At 62.9% G+C, this 18,517-nt stretch carries 4 protein-coding genes; 2 read left to right on the top strand and 2 right to left on the bottom strand.

What is annotated here, in order from left to right:
- Window positions 1-124: 124 nt before the first annotated feature.
- Complete coding sequence (locus GM676_RS00005; RefSeq protein ID WP_155461333.1) at window positions 125-3,430, bottom strand: LysM peptidoglycan-binding domain-containing protein; 3,306 nt, start codon at window positions 3,428-3,430, stop codon at window positions 125-127.
- A 231-nt stretch (window positions 3,431-3,661) separates the two neighbouring features.
- On the opposite strand from GM676_RS00005, the gene GM676_RS00010 reads away from it, so the two are divergent.
- Window positions 3,662-4,561 (top strand): integrase core domain-containing protein, encoded by a 900-nt coding sequence (locus GM676_RS00010; RefSeq protein ID WP_155461334.1) that lies wholly within the window; start codon window positions 3,662-3,664, stop codon window positions 4,559-4,561.
- 150 nt (window positions 4,562-4,711) lie between these two features.
- Here GM676_RS00010 and GM676_RS00015 read toward each other — a convergent pair whose 3' ends face one another.
- The gene (locus GM676_RS00015; RefSeq protein WP_170304178.1) at window positions 4,712-16,183 is read right to left on the bottom strand and encodes a DUF4214 domain-containing protein; all 11,472 of its coding nucleotides are present in this window, start codon (window positions 16,181-16,183) and stop codon (window positions 4,712-4,714) included.
- Between the two features lie 298 nt (window positions 16,184-16,481).
- Here GM676_RS00015 and GM676_RS00020 point away from each other — a divergent pair, with 298 nt between their 5' ends.
- Window positions 16,482-18,506, top strand: coding sequence for a putative bifunctional diguanylate cyclase/phosphodiesterase (locus GM676_RS00020; RefSeq protein WP_155461336.1), 2,025 nt, complete (start codon window positions 16,482-16,484; stop codon window positions 18,504-18,506).
- The last annotated feature ends 11 nt before the right edge of the window (window positions 18,507-18,517 follow it).

Here is an 18,517-nt window from a genome sequence, read left to right on the forward strand (position 1 = left end):
TCGCTGCCGGCCTCCTGGACCATGCGCACGGCGCGCTCCATCACTTCGGGGGAATATCGGACTGATTTTTTCATGGTGGCTCCATTTTCTCAAATGTTGGAGCCTCCTTCAAACCCGGGGCGATTCAGAAGCTCCTTGGCCCGACGCTAATTGGCTGACGCGGCTGAATACCGGAGAGTGCCATTTCGACGCCTGCAATCGATCCCCCCACCTGATTGGCGGCGTGAATCTGCGATTCACTCTGTCCTGCCCAAGTAGCGATAGCGCCTGGGAGACTTGCCCCAGGGAACTGCCCCAAAAGAACTGTCTCCAGTCGATTTGTGGTTCGCTGGTAGGACGGATCAACCGAATCATTCAGCGGAACAAACTGAGGCCCAATTGGTTGCTGCGCTTGTTGTTTCCAAATCTCCATCTGACTCAACACCGGTGGAACCGACGAGGTTTGCAGACCCAACGGATTCGCTTGGTCATAGAATGCAGGTGGTAGAGGAACATTCGAGAGCAAATTCGGGACGTTATTCGCCAAGCGCTGGCCATTTTCTTGGGCAACAGCCGCAAAGTATGCAGCGTTGTCGGCAGCTGCCTTTTGTCCGGCGAGAGCGGTTGCGTTGCGATCAAGGAACGACGGCTCGAATTCCTTCAACGCTGCGGCAAGGTTGCCAGCGTCGGTGGTGATCGGAGCCATGCCTGCCATTGTCTGTGTCAGATCCACCTGCGGAGCATCGAACGTGACCGGCTCGATGCTGGTGGAATAGTTGACCGGGCGTGGTGCGAGCAGGCGGCCGCCGTTATTGAAGTTCTCGGCCAGGCTGCTACCCAGCGCATTGCCGAACGCGTCCGTCATGGTTTGGAAATCATTCGCCTCCAGCCGTCCGAGGTAGTCGGGGGTACCGGGGGCGCTTCTCAGGTACTGGCCGGGGAGTTGCGGGAACGCCCTGACAGCGGCCGCCGCTTGCGCGTCAGAGCGCGCCTGGTCGGAATCGGAAGTAGGGTTATAGAAGAATTTGTCGTGTAACGGCGGCGCCTCCATGACGTATGTCCCCTGCAACGACGACCCCATGTTGCTGAGATTGCCGGTGCGCATGCGCATCGAGTAGAGGTCATACACGTACTGCTGACGCGCATCCCCTGCGAAATAGCCGCCATTTTGGCCCAACGCACTGGCGGCCGCGCCGGCCCAGTTGAAGCCGTCCAGCGCGCCCATGACGGCACCGCCCCCTTGGGCGGCGCTGTTGGCCGCCTGCGCCGTGCCGACCCAGTTGAGGCTCACGGCGTCGGTCTGGCTGTAGGGCGTGAACGACCGGGCGCCGTTGAAGATGGTGTTGATGCGGTGCGGTATCACCAACTGCTGGCCGGGCTGCAGGCCGGTGTTGCCGATGCCGCCGTTGGCGTCGGCGATCAGGTACCACAGGCGCTCGTCGCCCCAGAGGGCCTTGGCGATGCTGAACAGGGTCTCGCCGGCGCTCTGCACGCTGTAGACGCCGGACTGGGCCGACATGGTGACCGGCTGGTAGACGCTGCTGAAGCTCTCGCCGTCGGCGCCGCTGCTGCCGATCAGCTCGTTGTTGGCGAACAGGCTGTGCGTGACCACGCCGCCCTGGGCGCGCTCGAGCACGTGGCCGCTGGCGTCGTTGATGAAGGTGCTCAGGCCGTTGACGCTGGCCTGGGTCTGGGCGGCGTCGTCGAACTGTTGCACGCGCAGCAGGTTGCCGTTGACGTCGTAGGTCTGGCGGCTGGAGCGGATCTGGGTGCTGCCGCTGGTCTGCACGGTCGAGGTGTCGAGCAGGTGGCCGGTGCCGATGCGCTCGTTGTAGGTGTTGGTGGTCTGCGCCGTCTTGCCGTCGGCCAGGGTGACCTGGGATTGCAGCACGTTGTTGAGGTTGTCGTAGACGGTGTAGCGGATGGTCTGCCGGAGCGCGGTGTTGGCGGCGTTGGCCACGCGCTGCAGCACCAGGCGGCCGCCGGTGTCGTACTGGCTCAGGCGCGACTCGTCGGCGCCGCTGTCGGAGGAGAACACCAGGCGGCCGGCGAGGTCGTAGCGGCGGTAGCTGGCGCCGCCGCTGTTGACGATGCCGGCCAGGCGGCCGGCGGCGTCGTAGTTGTAGGTGTCGCCGTTGTCGGTGTGGCGGTTGCCGCGCCAGTCGTAGGTGATGACGTGGCTGGCGATGGCGACGTCGCCCGCCGCGGCGGCCGGATTGGCCGGCGCCGTGTGGACCGTGCCGGCCACGCGGGTCTCGCGGTTCATGCTGTCGTAGCCGTAGTTGACGTCGACGGTCTTGGCGTCGCCCTTGTCGTTGACGAAGGTGGTCCGCTCGCGCAGGCGGTTGTCGTTGTCGTCGTAGGTGTAGTGGACGTTGTAGGCGGCGTTGGTCACGCGCGAGACGATGTTGCTCAGGCGGTTGAAGCCGTCGTACAGCATGACCTGGTCCTGCACCGCGTGGCCGTCGGCGGCGATGGTCTTCTCGCTGACGCGGTTGCCGTCGAGGTCGTAGCTGTAGGTGGTGACCGCGTGCTGCACCGGATCGCCGAGGTGGTTGATGCTCTGGTCGATGCGCAGCAGGCGGCCGGTGCCGTCCTCGTAGGTGTAGGCCTGGTCCTGGCGGCCAACGCCGTCCCAGGTCAGGCTGTACTGGTGGGTCAGCTGGCCGCCGGCGTTGTAGGCGAAATAGCTGTTGTTGCCGGCGATGTCGGTCTGGGCCAGCATGCGGCCGAAGGCGTCCACCTGCCAGGTCGCGCGCTCGCCGCTGGCCAGCAGGGCGCCGACCTTGTGGTTGAGGGCGTCGTAGGCGGTGTGGGTGGCCAGGCCGTTGCCGTCGATGGTGCTGACGATATTACCGCCCAGGTCGTAGCGCACGCGCAGCGTCGGGCCGGCCGCGATGCCGGCGGCGGTGGTGCCGAGGGTGTCGCTGACGCGGCGCCCCAGCTGGTCGTAGCCGTAGGTCTCGGTGACGGCGCCGCTGGAGCGGGTCTCGCTGACGCCGTCGAAGCTGGAGACGTTGAGCGCGGTGGCGTTGCCCACCGTGCGGGTCTTCTGGTGGCCCAGGCGGTCGAAGGTGTATTGGGTGGCGACGAAAGCGGTGTCGCTGGCGTTCTCGACGACCTGGAGGTGCTGGCCGAAGGCGTCGTTATAGTAGGACACCGTCGCCAGGCCGGGAGTCGCGCTGCTGACGGTATCGGCGTGGAATTCCTGCCACAGCGTGCCCTGGCCATCGTAGGCGTAGCGGTTGACGTAGCCCTTGGCGTCGGTGGTGGAGAGCACATGGCCGAGTTTGTCGTAGCTGGCGGCGGTGGTCAGCGTCCGGTTGCCGCTGACGGCGCCGTCGATGTCCTGCGTCATGCCGGTGCGCACGGTGCGGATGGCCTGGCCGGCATCGTTGTAGTCGATGGCGGTGTACCAGTTGCGGTCGCGCGCGTCGTACTGGCGCAGCACGTTGCCCCAGCGGTCGACCTCGATGGCGTTGGGGGCCGTGTGCAGCTGGGCGGTGGCGGTAGTGGTGCTGTCGACGCCGTCGGCGGAGCGGCCGATGTAGTAGTGCAGGGCGTCGCTCAGCTTGCTTTGCAGATCGGTGGTGAAAGGGGGCGGACGCCTGAAATTCTTCGCAGCCTAAACATCGCTTGCAATACTTGGATAAATTGATGTCAACGTCAATATGGCATCGTTATGATCTTTTGCATCGTCTGCATGGCCTGGAGATTTCTGATCGGCCTGTGCTTCAGCCATCATGTCGGCCGGCGCCAGGTCTGGCGGCGGCGAAGCTCGGGCAGGGCGCTAAAGGTTACCGGCCTGCGCGCCAGGAAGGCGGCGTGGGTACGGCATCGCGTCCTGGAATTACACGAGCGCCACGGCCTGTCGCACCGCAAGCTGGCGGACCTGTTCAACCAGCTTCACCTTGCCGAGACAGGGGTATCGGTCGGCCGCACCTGGGTGCGGGAACTCCTGATCAAGGAAGCGCACCGCGCCTTGCATCGTCAGCGTGAATTGAAACATGTGGTGCCGGCACGGATACCGAACAACCACATGTGGGGTGTCGACAGCACCACCGTGACGGATGCGCTGGGCGTGCAGCGGATCGTGCTGGGCGCGATTGATCACGGAAGCCGGCTCAACCTGATGCTGCGGCATGTGCAGCGCTTTAATCGTTGGACATTTCTAGGGTGCTTGTTTTTGACCATCGGAACGTTTGGCGCGCCGGCGATGATCAAGACCGACAACCATCCGGTATTTCGCAGCGCGATGGTGAAACGGATCTTACAGTGGTGCGGCATCGGCTTGCGCCATTCACGTCCAGCACGGCCATGGGAAAACGGTTATATCGAAAGATTGTTTGGAACCTTTAAGCGCAGCCTCTCCGCTTATCTGATACGGGACGCACATCATCTGCGCAGTGCTTTGCCAGCGTTTCAGTTCTGGTACAACGTCACGCGCCCACATCAGCATTTGGGTGGGCAGACGCCGCAGCAAGCCTGGCAGGGTGTCGATCCATGGAGGACGGCTCCACGTGCATCGTGTTCCTTTAGTGCATGGGGAGGACGGTTGCGGGGCATGGTGTTGCGCCACTAGCCTTCATGCTCGAATTGTTAAAGATCTGCACGGACGCAGGTGGCCGAGGGTAAGCTCGGCCATTCATCACCCTGCTGCCTGTTTTGAAGGCAGACATTCACCGCACACCGGCTTTTGGGGCCTGTACGCGAACAAAAATCAAAGATCCCATCAAAAAAATGGGGTCTTTGGACACTTGAAAAACGGGTGTCCGTAGTGCGGACGGGACACCAGAGCCTGTTGAGCGTTGGCTAGTGCCGTGTCGTAGCCCGCTGCCAGGGCGCTGGCCTGGTTGTTATCCGGGGTTTGAACGGCCGATACCTCGCCCGGGAAGTTGGAACGCACGCGCGTCGGGAAGCTTGCCGCTGTGCCATACAACTCGGCCTGGCAAGCTGTGAAGAAATCGTAGGCGAGAAAACCGGCATTGCTGTAGTTGGGATTGCCGTTTTGCTGTTGCTGCCTGGTGCTGCTGACCCACCCGTCCAAGCCGCTGGGTTGAGGGTCGCGGTGCAGGATCTGAGAGAATAGGTTCCGGTAGAACGCCGCGAGGTCGGTTATCGGCAGGCTGAAGCCAGCACTGATGGAGGCGAACGTCGCGGTGCCGGCCTTCATCTGCTCAACATAGTTGACCACCGTGTTGTAGTCCGCAGGCCTCCCAAAGCCGACCAGCAGCTTGATCAAATTGGCAGTGTTAGGGGAGGCCAGGTAATCCTTGGCCTGCTGGGCCGCCACCACCGCCGGCGCGCTGGTCGGGTTGGGCGTGTTTTGCAGCGTGGTGTTTGCGTTGCTCAACTTGGTGGACGCCGCCGTGACGTCGCTGCTGCTCTTGGCGATGCCTGCCGCCGTGGCGGGATCGTTGTTGAAGGCGGTCAGGGCATCGGCCACGCGCTGGTCGAAAGCGGCTGCGGCGTCGAACTCGCTGGCTTGCTGAACGGTGTTTTCCGTGATGTCGAGGATGATGCCGCTGGCGATGGCGCCGCGGCTTTGGCCTCCGTTCAAGGCGCTGAGCCAGACGTTGGTGGCGGCGGCCGGACGCCCCAGTACTTGCATGAAAATCTTGTCGACGAACTGCTGATTGCTAAGGACAGGGCCATACGCGCCGCCGCCAAAGAACTTTTGCCCTTCGCTCGAATCAATGAAGTTCTGGGCACGGACGGCGAGCGAATAGCCTTGCTTGTCGGCCAAGGCAGAGCCGAGCATGCCGGTGTAATCAAGGCCGGCGCGCGCGGTGCCGTTGGGCATATTACCAGTGCCGCGGTTAAGGATGCCTACATACAGGCGGGCCACGTCGAGCACGTAGCTTGAGTTGGAGCCGCTGGCGGCCGCGCGCGCGGCAGTGACCGCATTGGCCGCCAGGGTGGCGGCGCTGGCCTTGTTCTGGGCGTCGTTGGCGGCGTTCAGCGCGGTTACCGCCAGCGTGGCGGCGCTGTCGGCCTGGGTGCGCAGGCCATTCAGCAGGTTGGCCAGGCGGGTGTCGAAGCCCTGGCGCGCCGACAGTTCAGCCGGGTTGGATGGATCGGCGTTGATGTCGGAGCGCTGCACCAGCAGCAGTTTGTTGAGCATGGCTATGGCCGTGGCGCCGAACTGGCCGCGGCTGGACGCCATCGCGGTCCAGGTGGCCTGGTCGGCGGCGGACAGCGGTACGCCGCTTGGCGACTGGGTGCTGGTGGTCATCTGCCGCCAGAGCGCGCTCACGAAGGCCGCGCCGGTCATGGCGAGCGGGAACAGCTTTTGGCCTTCCGGATTGGAATCGATCATGCCTTGGGCCGCCGCCGCGTCACTGGTACCGTTCATCAAACCCTTGCTCATGTTGATGAAGCCGGACAGATCCAGCCCGTCGACACCGGCGGCGCCCCGGTTGAGGAAGGCCGCGTACAGCTGCGCGGCGCGCAGGGCGTAGCTGGCCATCGGCACCTTGGCCGCTGCCGTGGTGGCACTATCGACGCTGCTGTTGGCCGCGCTCAGGGTCTGGGCGGCCGCCAGGGCGTTGCTGGTCAGGGTGGCTGCCGAGTTGGCGGCGTTGGCCGTGGCCACGGCGTTGGCCAGCATCAGCGCGGCGGTGTTGTTGTAGACCTCCTTCATGGCGGCGGAAATATCGACCGTGCCGCCGGTGTTGCTCACCAGGCCGGTGACCTTGGCGGCTTCCGCCAGGTCGTTGCCGCCGGCGTTGAGCGCGTAGGTCAGGCCAACGCCGACTTTGCTGTTGAGATAGCCGACGCCGTTCTGGTCGACGAAGATGCCGCCGCCAATGGCGGCGGTCAGGATGTCGAGCACCACGGCGCCGCGCGTCTTGCTTGCCAGTGCGTCGGTCCATTGGATCAACTGGTGGCTGGTGGCGGGAACGCCAAAGGCGGTTTGGTAGATTTTCTGCACGAAGTCGGCAGGCGACAGGCTGGCAGGGTAGGCGGCCGCGCCTTCTCCTTGCAGCATGTTGTTGGCGACCGCTTCAAAGCTGCTGGTGCCGCTGGTGAGCTGGTTCAGCCAGTAGTTGAATCCAGTGTTGTCCGGGGCGCGATTCAGCACGGCGGCGTAGAGGCGCGCCAGCTGCAACTGGGCGTTTTCACGCGGCGTGGCCAGGGCGCCGGCGGTAGCCGCGCCGCTGTAGCCGGCTGCGGAGCTCTTCATGGCCTGCACATACAGCATGACCTGGCTGACCGTGTTGGCCACGGTGGCGTTCGGGCTGATGCCGCTCAGAATGGCTTGGCCCACGGCGATCAGCGTCGGCACATCCTGGCTCAACTGCGGCATCTGGGCGAAGCCCAGGCTGATGACGGTCTTGTTGTACAGGTTGCCGCGGTCGAGCAGCTTGCTGTTGTCGCTGCCCATGTAGTTGGCGATCTGATCGGACAGCTGAACCACGAAGGCGCCGCGCGAGATGTAGTTGGCGCTGGAGGGGGCGGCGTTCAGCCTGGCCGTCCACAGCGTGCGCTCGTCGCTGGTCGGCGCGCGGCCCACCAGGTTGTTGAATACGCGGTTGATCAGCTGATCGTTGGTCTGGGCGTTGACGGCCGGATTGGGCTGTATCGCTCTCCACTCGTCCTGGGTGAAGAAGTCGTTGGCGACCGCTTCGATCGTCGTTTGATTGAGGTTGTTGAGCCAGAAGTCGAAACCGTCCTTTTCCGCAGCGCGGCCGAGCAGCCCGATGAAGATGTGGGCAATGCGCGCGGGCTGATTTTCCTTCGCCGCTTGGGCGGTGCCCTCGGCGATGGCGTCAACGCTGCCCGACATCGCGTCCGCGACCAGTTTGGCGGCGAAGGTGACGGAGTTGGTGACGCCACTGTAGGCGCCGTTGGAGATCCCGCCGCCTTGCACGACCATGTAGTTGTACAGCGCATCAACCTGCGGCTTCAGGCGCGCCTTGACGGCGGCGTCTTGTGCCAGGTCGGCAATGGTTTGGGCCCGGTTGTCGGTGGTGGCAGTCACGATCTGGCTGCTGTTCTGCGGGTTGACGGCGGTGGTGACCACCGTCAGGTTCATGCGTGCCAGCCAGTTCTTGTAGTCGGCCGATTGCGGATCGGGAGCGACGCCGAAGGCGTTCTGGTAGATGGCGCTTAGAATGACGTCGTTGCTGTCGCCCGGCCCGAACGACTGCGGATGAATGCCATCGGTTTTTACCGCCGCCAGCATTGCCTCGGCGACCTGCGCCATGGTGCCGCCGTCGTTGAGGCGGCCCATCCAGTTGGCCAGTCCTTCGGCATCCGGTGCGCGGCCCAGGATCAGCCGGTACATGCGAATCAGCTGCTCGGCCTTGGCGCTGCTGGTGGCCGACTGGATGGTCAGTTGGCCGCCGTCGCGCGTGTAGGCCGGCTCGCCCACCGGCGTGACCGTGACCTGATATTCATAGCTGCCGCTGGTCAGGCCGCTGATGCTGAAGACCGTGTAGCCATTCACCCTCTGCACGCGCGAGGGCGCGGACATCCAGGCGTCGCTGCCTTGCAGGCGGTACTGAACGGCGAACGCGTTGCTGGCCTCACCGGGTTCACCGATCACCAGGAAGCTGTTGGTGTCGTTTTGCTGCGGCGGCAGCATGTCCTTGGCCCAGCTGCCGTCGGGTTGACGGTACAGGTAGTACAGGTCGTTGCCGTGCAGGTTGTTGACGTCCACCACGTGGCCCAGCAGGTCGTAGCGCGTGTCGGTGCGCTGGATGTCGTTCATGATGAGCGCATCGCTGGCGCGGGCGATCCCCTTCAGCGGATCGGCGCCGGTGGCGCTGCTGCGCATGATGACGGTGGCGTTGCCCTGCGCGTCGAACATGGTAACTTTGGTGACACCGTCGCCCGCGTTGCTGCGCCAGGCGTGGCCGGCGTTGTCGTACTCCGTCTTTTCCGTCTGGATGACGCCGCCGCCATCGATGCGTCCCGTGACATGGGTGGTGACTTCGCCAAAGGCGTTGAAGGTGAACCTCTGGATCGTGTCGACGGTGGCGGGCGGATTGGTGGCGCCATTGGTGACCAGGTCCACATTGCCCGGCGTTTCGATGTTGATCAGATGGCCCAGCTGGTCGTAGGTGTTGATCTGGAACGCCGTTTCCGTGACCGTGCCCGAAGGCAGGGTGTTGGTGACGGTCTGCCAGTGCTTGGCCAGGCGGCCGTACACATCATAGGAGTTGTAGGAAACGTTGCCTTCCGCATCCGTGACCTTGGTGGCGTGGCCGGCGAGGTCGTAGCTGACCAGGGTGACGCGGTCATCGGCGGCGATGGACGACGGGATGGCGCGGGTGGCGGCCGTGGTGCCGATGGCGGCGGTGAAACCGGTGGCGGTATTGCCCATGGCATAGTCGACGCGCACCACGGTGTTGCCGTAGGCGTCCAGGCGCAGCTCGGTGATCGGCATGCGCCAGGCCGTGCCGGGCGAGAGCGTGACGGAGGCCACTTCGGCGATGCCGGTCAAGCGGCCCAGCGCATCGTAGTAATTGATGGTGACCATGCCGTTGGCGTCGGTGGTCTGGGTCAGGTTGCCGGTGGCGTCGTAGGCGTAGCTGGTGACGATGTCCGCACCTTGCGCGCCGAAGGTGGCGTTGGCCTGGGCCTGGACGTGGTTTTCGCTGACCTTGCGGTTGCCGGCGTCGTAGACGTAGCTGACCTGACGGTCGGCCGGGACGCCGGCGGGGATGGTGCCATAGTCCGCATCGTTCCAGGAGGTGGTGGCGGTGGCACTGTCCAGCTGGGACAGCATGTTGCCGGCGCCGTCATAGATGTAGGTGGTCAGGTAGCCTTTTTTGCCGCCGGTATCTTCCCGCAGGACGTTGATCTGGGCCTTCTTGCGCCCGTCCTGGTCGAAGTAGTAGCGGGTATTGGCGGGCGAGGTTTTACCAGTGCCGCCGTCGCCCAGGTGGTAGGCGCCGTAGACCGATTGCAGGACAGTGTCGCCAAAGGCGTTGTACCGGGTCTCGGTGGTGCGGGCCGACAGGTAGGTGTACTGGCCGTTGATGCCGAACTGGTCGTACACCGTGGCCTGCGGTTCGCTGACCTTGGTGGCGCGGCCCATCTGGTCGTAGCTGGTGCTGACGACGCGGTCGAGTTCCGGATGAGGACGTGGATTCTTGCTCAGGTCCAGATCCTGCCGCACGGCCGCCAGCGTGCGTGCGCTGGCGTCGGCGATGAAGGTGGCCAGGTTGGGCAGGACGTCGTTGTAGCGGGTCAGTTTGGTGACGTCGCCGAATTCGTTGCGCTCGTAGCCGGTCACATAGCCCATGGCGTCGACGTCGTAGCGCACGCGGCCCAGCTTGTCGTAGACCTTGTAGCTGGTGGCGCCGCCAACGTCGGTGTTGGCGACGGCGTTGCCCAGCATGTCGTAGGTGACGTTGACGCTGTGGGTGGCGGCCGCATCTTCGGTGCGGCCGGTGGCGTCGGCCGTGGCCGCCGCGTTGTAGACGGCCAGTGCCGGTTGCGTGGTCCGCACCTGATGGCCGACCAGGTCATAGGCATAGCTGGTGGTTCGCGCCTGTGCCGTGTTCTTGGCTTCGGTGCGAGAAATCAGGTTGCCCAGCGCATCGTACACATAGCTCGTGACCAGCGCGGTGAGTGGTCCCGCCGTGCTCGCATCGGAACCGGTCGGGTAGACGTTGACGGCCGGTGCGGTTTCGGTGAGCACGCGGCCGGCGCCGTCGTAGGTATAAGTCCAGACGTTGTTCAGCTGGTTGGTGTAGGTGAGCTTGCGGCCCAGCGCGTCATAGGTGTATTTTTCGACGAAGCCCAGCTTGTCGGTGACGCTCATGACGTTGCCTTGCGCATCGTAGGCGTAAACGGCGCCGCGCGCGCTGGCGGCCACCGACGCCGACGCGACCGCAGCGGTGAGCGTGGCCAGCTTGTTATCGGCATGCGGCACCAGGCTCGGATATGTCAGACGCTGCGTAACGCGGCCCAGGGTGTCGTAGCGGTTTTCCGTCAGGTAGCCGGCGCCGTCGATGGTAAAACGCAGGCGCTGATTCTGGTCGTAGACGTAAGTGATGACGCGGTCGTCTCCGCTGTTGGGCAATTGGTTCTGCACGCTGGTGGCGCGCTCGCCAACCAGCGGCGAGCTGACCAGAGCGGCGTTGATCGGCGTGGCGTAGCGCACGATGGCCGCGACATTGCCCTGGGCATCATAGCGATGCTCGGTCACGCCGCCGAGACTGTCGATGTCGTATTGCGGACGGTTGTCCAGATCGTACACAGTGCGGACGACGCGGTCGTCCGCGCGGTTCGCGCCCAGGACGCTACTTTGAATCAGGTTGCCTTTGGCGTCATACTGGAATGTGCTGACCGTGCCTTCCGCGTCGGTGCTACTGAGCAGGCGCCCGGCGCCGTCGTAGCTCGTCATGGTTGTAGTGCGGTCGCGCGCCGGATCGGTCACCGGCGCGGCGACAGGATAGACCGAAGCCGAGCTGGTCGTTGCCGCGGTGGCGTACTGGGTGGTGGCGCTGAGATTGCCGGCGATGTCGTAGCTGCGGCCGGTGATGGCCCACTGCACCTTGCCGTTAACAATGTTCTGCGTTACCGCTGTCGTCTTGACGCGGTTGGCGTTGTCATAAGTGTAGAAGGTGGTGGCGTCGCCCGCCGCCGTTGCCGCATAGGTCAGCAGCGTGGCACTCGCCGGCGCGGCGCCGGTGTAGGGCGTGGCGTAGGCAGTGGTGGCGCTCAGGTTGCCCAAGGCGTCATAAGTGTTGCGGACCACGGACCAGTTACGGACATCGGACTCGATGCGGGCCACCGTCCCGCTGCGCCCGCCGGTCGGGGTGGGGGTGTTCTGCGCGGTGGCGGTGGCAGCCAGGCGGTTGGCGCTGTCATAGGCGTAGACGACAATGCTGTCCGATCCGCTCGGGGTTGCAGCGGCGGCGACGGGATAGGCATCGGCGGTCGGCAGCAGCGTCGCGTAAGCGGTATTCCTGATCAGGTTGCCATTGGCGTCGTAATCCTTCTTGGTCACCGACCACTGCACCTTGCCGTCGGCGACGCCTTCGGATTGCATCTGGGTGGTCACCAGGCCGCGCGCGTCATAGAAGAAGCGTTGATGGCTGTCCTGCGCCGGATCGGCTTGCCCTGGATCGGCCAGCAGCGTGTTGAGGTTGGCCGACGTGATCGTGAAATCCACCGGCTTGGCGTAGGTAATGCGGTCGGTGAGCTGGTTCAGGGCGTCATACGTGTAAGCCGTCAGGCTGCCGCCGGCGGTCAGCGTGGCCTTGAGGCGGCCGTCGAGGTCATAGAAGTTACGCCCGCCGGGATTGGTCGCCGCAGACGGCACATTGGCGTTGGGGACGCTCTGCTGTTCGGTGGCGTCGACTTGGCCGAAGGCGTCATAATGCGTGGTGCTGCGGTTGCCCATGGCGTCGACGACGGCGGTCTGGTGGCCGTCGCCGTCGTACTCGTAGCGTGTCACGCTGTCGGCGCCGCTTGAGGCCAGATGCGCTACCACGGCGGCGATGGCGGCGTCGTTCTGCCCACCGTTCAGGCCGCTCAGGGTGGCGGCGTCGATGCGGGCGCCGTAGCTGGTCTTGCGGTCGACCTGGCCGAAGACGGTATAGGTCAGGCCGGTTACCTCGCCGGCGGCGTTGATGGTGTAGATCGGCTTGCCCTGCGCATCATAATAATAGAGGGTCTTATTACCGAGCGGATCGGTGGCGCTGAGGCGCAGGCCGTTCCCATTGTAGGTGTAGTGGGTGGCGTAACGTTGCCAGATGCCCTCGACCTGTGTCGCCGTAGCGACATCCAATGCGGCGACGCCCTCCGCACTCAGTTCGGCGGTGAGGTTGCCCTGGAGGTCGTAGCGCTCTTGCCGCGCGCGCGTGGTGCCGCTGCCGACACGGGTTTCGGTCAGCCTGCCCAGCTTATCGTAGGCGTAACGGGTGACGAGGCCGCCGGGCGCGGTTTCCGTTTCCAACTGGTTGCGCGTGGTGTAAGTGTAGCTGGTCACCAGGTCGACGCTGTTGTTGACGGAGAAGCCGAGGTCGGCCATTTTGGCCGCATTGGGGTTGGTGACGGCAACCCCGTAATGGCGGCGGCTCATGACGTTGCCGTTGAGGTCGTACTTCAGTTCGGTCAGATAATTGGCGTTGTCGAGCGTGCCGGCCAGTTGGCCCTCGAAGTTGTAAAAATAGCGTTCGTGGCTGGCAATACCGCCAGCTTGGGCAAGCACTGTCGATAACGCTCCGCTCTGCGCCGCAGCGCTCAGCTGGTTGATGTGCTGGATCGTCTCGATCAACCGTCCCATGGCATCGAAACGCCGCTCGGTGACATAGCCGGCCGGATCGATCTGTGTGACCAGATTGCCGTCGGTGTCATAGAAGTTACGGGTGATCTGATCGTTGGCGGCGATTTTCTCGGCCACGCTGGTCGGCACGTTGTTTCCGGCCAGCGGCGCCAGATCGACGCGGGTGGCGCGGTGGTTCACCCTCAGTACGCGGGAGGCATGATCGTACTCATAGCTGGTCAGCGCACCGGTAGGATCGACGCTTTGGGACAAACGACCGGCGCTGTCGTAGACGTCCCAGGTGCTGCGGTTGTTGGCGTCGGAGGCATCGGCGCCCAGATCGGCGACGCTGAGTTCGCGCCAGTTGCCATTGGCGTCGCGCAGTTGTGCCACGTTGACCGGACGCGCGTACTGGATCGTGCGTGTGATCTGGTTGTCGGCGTTGTAGTAATACGCCGTCAGGTTGCCGTTGGTATCAATCTTCGCACTCTGGCGGCCGGCGGCGTCATACAGAAAGTACGTGCTGCCGTCCGGGCCGTTGCTTTGCCGCAGGCGGCCGTCGATGTCGTAAAAGTTCCGGGCGACCGACAGCACGGCGCCGTTTGCATCGGCATGGCTCGTGGTGGTGAGGTTGCCGGCGGCGTCGTAGCTGGTCTGGGTGACCAGGCCGTTGGCGAGCGTCAGCTGGCGGCGGTTGTTTGCGTCGTCGTAGGTAGTGAGGCTGACGTTGCCCAAGGCGTCGGTCACCGTCAGTTGCCGACCCAGGCCATCGTAGGTGTAGCTGGCGCTGGTTTTGGTGTTGCCGTCTATCGATTGCAGCAATTGGCCATGCGCGTCGTAGACATACTGTCGGGTGGTGACGGTGGCAGGAGCGATGACGATTGGCGCGCGCGTGGTGATATTGCTGACCGTGATGGAGTTGGTCGCGCCTGCGACGCCGCCGGCGGCACTCGGACCATTATAGGTGGAGGCTCCGAGGCGAAGCGTTGCGCCAGGGGAGAAGGTAAGGTCGAGTCTCGTCGCCTTCGAAGGGTCAGCGCCTTTTTTATAGACCTTGATATAGCTTTGGCCGTTCGTTTGGGTGGCCACTTGCACGGTGTAGGTCGTATTGGGCTCGGCGGGCCCAAAGGGGTAACTATAGGCGCCGCCGGAACCAGTCTGGGACCGGAGTTCAATGCCATTGATGTCGAAATAGACGCGCAAGCTTTGGGCATTGGATGGGGCGCTGCTACTGTCGAGTCCCATGCTGAGCAAGGAAGCTGTTATTTTTGCTGGTGTCGTCACGTCGAACTGCAGATCGGTACCAAGCGGCAGACTTGGCATACCGCTGAGGGAAGGGCTGGAGACCGTGCTCGTTCGGGTCGAGGTGAAAACCAAGTTATTACTGTTGCCCGCAATACCGGTTGGTAACGTGGCGGGCATTGTGGCCGCCGTCGCTGGCGGGCGCGTGCTGACGTAGCTGCTGGTTTTGCTGACTAGACCACGTGCGTCATAGCTGTAATCGGTGCGGCTAACGGTCGAAGTAACTGGCAATGCGGCAGCCCAGTTGATCAATGCCATCTGAGTGAAAGCGGTACCGGCCGGAAGCTGAGCATCGGCATATTCCATTGCGCTCAGGCGTAGCCCGTTGTCGTCATAGGTGTACTCTCGAACGCGCCCTGTTGGGCTGACCACAAAACGCAGTTCATCGTGACCATTGTAAACATAGCTCGTGGTCAGGGCGGGTGGGGACGGCTGTTGAACCGTCGCGACATTCCCCTCCGGCCATCGTGTTTCACTCAGCAGATTATTACTGACCGGGTCGTAGCTACGGGTGATAACGTCGCCGGCAGGATTAGTTTCCATGACGCGATTTCCGTTGGCGTCGTAGCTGTATGAGGTGGTCTGATTGCGTGCATCTGTCACGCTGAGGACATTGCCCTTGGCGTCATAGCTGAATGTGGTGACTTGGGCTGGAGCCGTGCCCACGGCCGGCGCCGTGACGCTGAGTAGCTGACCGGTAGCATCGTAGGTATACACGCTGCGATTGCCCAGTGGATCGGTCACCGTGGTCTGCCCTGCGGCATAGGCGAACAAGGTGGTCTGGCCCAGCCCATCTTGAACGCTGGCGATCTTCGATACGCCGCCGACCTGGACATAGGTGAACGACAGCGTCGTCCCGTCGCTTTGAGTCACACGGGCAACTTGGTTGCTGGCGTTGTCGCTATAGCTGTAGGTCGTGGTGTAGACCTTACCATCAGCAATGCTATTGTCGTCAGGCGAAAGGTCGGTGATGACTTGAGTAAGACGGTGTAGGTTGTCGTATGCGTAATGGGTACGCGTGGTGGCACCGGTATCGCCGAAAGTTTGTATTTGGCTCAGGTCGTTGTTAGTGTCGTATTCGAAAGTGGCTAGGGCATCTCCTGCACCGACGATTGCGGTCAGGCGGCCAAGGTCGTCGTACTGATAAGCATAATAGTTATAGCGCTCGAAATCGCCTCTGAGGAAAATACGGCCACCATCTTCAAGAGCGTCGTAGATCTCGCGGAAGCTAGGATCGTCGCGGCTGTCAGCTGCCCATTTCCAGCTATGGTCATACTCGTTATCATTCATGGTCAGATAGTGGTAGCCGCCAGCGCCATCGGAACTGACATAACTGCCTAATGTGACGTCAAACGTATAGAGCGCCGCGCTGCCGTCGCCATCAATCCGGGTGACTGTGCTGCCTGCGGTGTTGGCGGTACCCGTCAAGTTGGTGATCTGCTTGACCAGTCCCATACTCCAACTGTTGCCATTGCCGTCGTTGTAACTACCCTGTGCATTGTAGGTACGCGTCATCGCTATATTGCCGGCGATGGAGGCGACGAAGTCGTCTTGATCCTGAAGCACCAGATTACCAGTGGCGACGTTGACATACGCCGCTTCCTTGCTGTTGCCCAGGTTGGCATTGCCAAACACCCCCAACTGTCCCAGGGTTGCGCCCGAACCCGTTGCCAAGCCAAGACCATTTCCGCTAACAATCGCTACCATTCGTATTCTCTCGCCTGAATGCGGCATATGCCGCGTTTGTCTATTGGGGCAACTGTCCATGACGCCCGTTCTAAACAATGTATCCAGGGATTTTTAGAGAAGTTTAGGGAAATCTTTCTCAGACACGCGGCCGCGTCGGCTGGCCTCTTGGTCCGCCACTTTCCTGACCCGGAAATCAGGATTTCCTGATAGTGATATTGCTCTGAAATTACTATAATTTCTTATTTGCAATATAAGACTGGCCGTGCGCTGGCAGGGATGAACCATGAGCCCCGGAGATTCCAATAAAACGGACTATATCCCGCTGGATCGGCATATCAAGTCCATCTCCCGTTACTACCTGGGCACACTGGTTGCGGTGATCGTCATCGTGCTGATGATTTATGCCGCGATGCAGGTGGTGCTTGAACGGCATTCGGTACAGCAGAGCATCAGCTTCCTCACCAGTAACCAATTCATCGAATTCCAGCAGCTCAAGGGGACCGCGCGGGCATTGATGCGCGGCTCTACCACCGACGTGGTTCCAGACAACGTGCTGAACCACATGATTGACGACCTCAATCAGCAAATCGCCAAAATCCGCGACACCAGCGCCCAGCTATACCGTCTGCGTCTCCAGCTTGACAAGGACACCAAGCCGAGCGACCTCGATCTTCGTCTCGGCAGCTTCATCGACCGGGCCGAAAAACTGGGCAAGTTCAGCAATGACATCCGCAGCCGGCATTATTCGTTTTGGGGACCGATTGATTTCGCCGCCGCCTCCGACGGCGCCATCATGCGCGGCTTTCAACTGGAGGTGGCGCAGTCGTTCGGCAAGAGCCAGGAGAGCATCGTCGCGGCCAAGCGCATCAGTGCCTTGCTGATCCTGTCGCTGCTGGTCGCGCTCTGCCTGGTCGGCGCGCTGGTGATTCTGCCGCTGCTCAGGAAGCTGCGCACCGAGAACACCAAGAAGGAAGCCTTCGAGCGCGAACTCTCGGTGCTGGTCAACAAAGACAGTCTGACCGGCCTGTGCAATCGCCGCTCGTTCAATCAACAGCTGAGCCGGCTGGTCCAGTCCGTCCATACGGGTGACGGCGATCCGGCCCCGGCCCCCTTCGCGCTGCTGTTGATTGATCTGGATGATTTCAAGGCCGTCAACGACACCTTCGGCCATCAGACCGGCGACCGGCTGTTGGTCGAGGTGGCGCAGCGCATCGCCGCCAGCCTGGTGGCCGGCGCGGTCGCGGCGCGGCTGGGCGGCGATGAGTTCGCGATCCTGGCGCCCGGTCTTGCGGATAACGCGGCGGTCGAGGCGCTGGTCGCGCGCGTACGCGCGCAGCTGGCCGTGTCGTTCGCCTTCGAAGGGCACACCCACCGCATCTGTGCCAGTATCGGCGGCGCCATCTTCCCTGATCACGGCGCCGATGGCAAGGCCCTCATCCGCTGCGCCGATCTGGCGCTGTATGCCGCCAAAACAGAGCGCAACAGCCAGGTCATTTTCAACGCGGCGCTCATGGCCGACCGCCTGGCGGAAAGCCAGCTGCGCGCCGGCCTGTACCAGGCGGTGGAGGAGGGCGAGTTCCTGGTGTATTACCAGCCCAAGATCGACATCCGGACCGGCCGGCACCTGGCGTTTGAAGCGCTGGTGCGCTGGCGCCATCCGCAGTTAGGCATTCTGCTGCCGGGACGCTTCCTGCATCTGCTGGACACGGCGCCCTTGATGACAGCGATGACGGAGATTGTCGTGAACCGGGTGGCGCACGATATCCGCGTTTGGCGTGATGCCGGCCTGGAGTTTGGCAGCGTGGCCATCAATCTGCCGGAAACCACCCTCATTTCCGATGCCGGCTACACCATGCTGAGCAACGCGGTGCAGCGCCACGCGATCGAATGGCACGATCTCGCGATCGAAATCACCGAAGACGTGTTCGTGAACAAATATGCCAAGCAAATCCTGGCGACCGTGCTCAAGCTGCGTGATCGGGGCGTGTCGATCGCCCTCGACGATTTCGGCACCGGTTTCGCCTCGCTGACCAATCTCAGGAATTTCCATTTCGATGACATCAAAATCGACCGCAGCTTCGTGTCCGAAATCGGCAAGGACGTCAAATCGGAGCAGATCATCAAGGCCATGATCAATCTCGCCGCCAATCTCGGCAAGCGCTGCGTCGCCGAGGGCGTGGAGACGGAAGAGCAGGTGCTGTTCTTGCAGCAGGCCGGCTGCGCCATTGCGCAGGGCTATTTCTTTGCACAACCGCTGCCATTCGAGGTCGCCACGCCAGGCCTGGCGTCCGCCCTGGCCATCTCATGACGAGGAAGACC

Source organism: Duganella radicis (assembly GCF_009720825.1).
Classification (GTDB): domain Bacteria; phylum Pseudomonadota; class Gammaproteobacteria; order Burkholderiales; family Burkholderiaceae_D; genus Rugamonas; species Rugamonas radicis.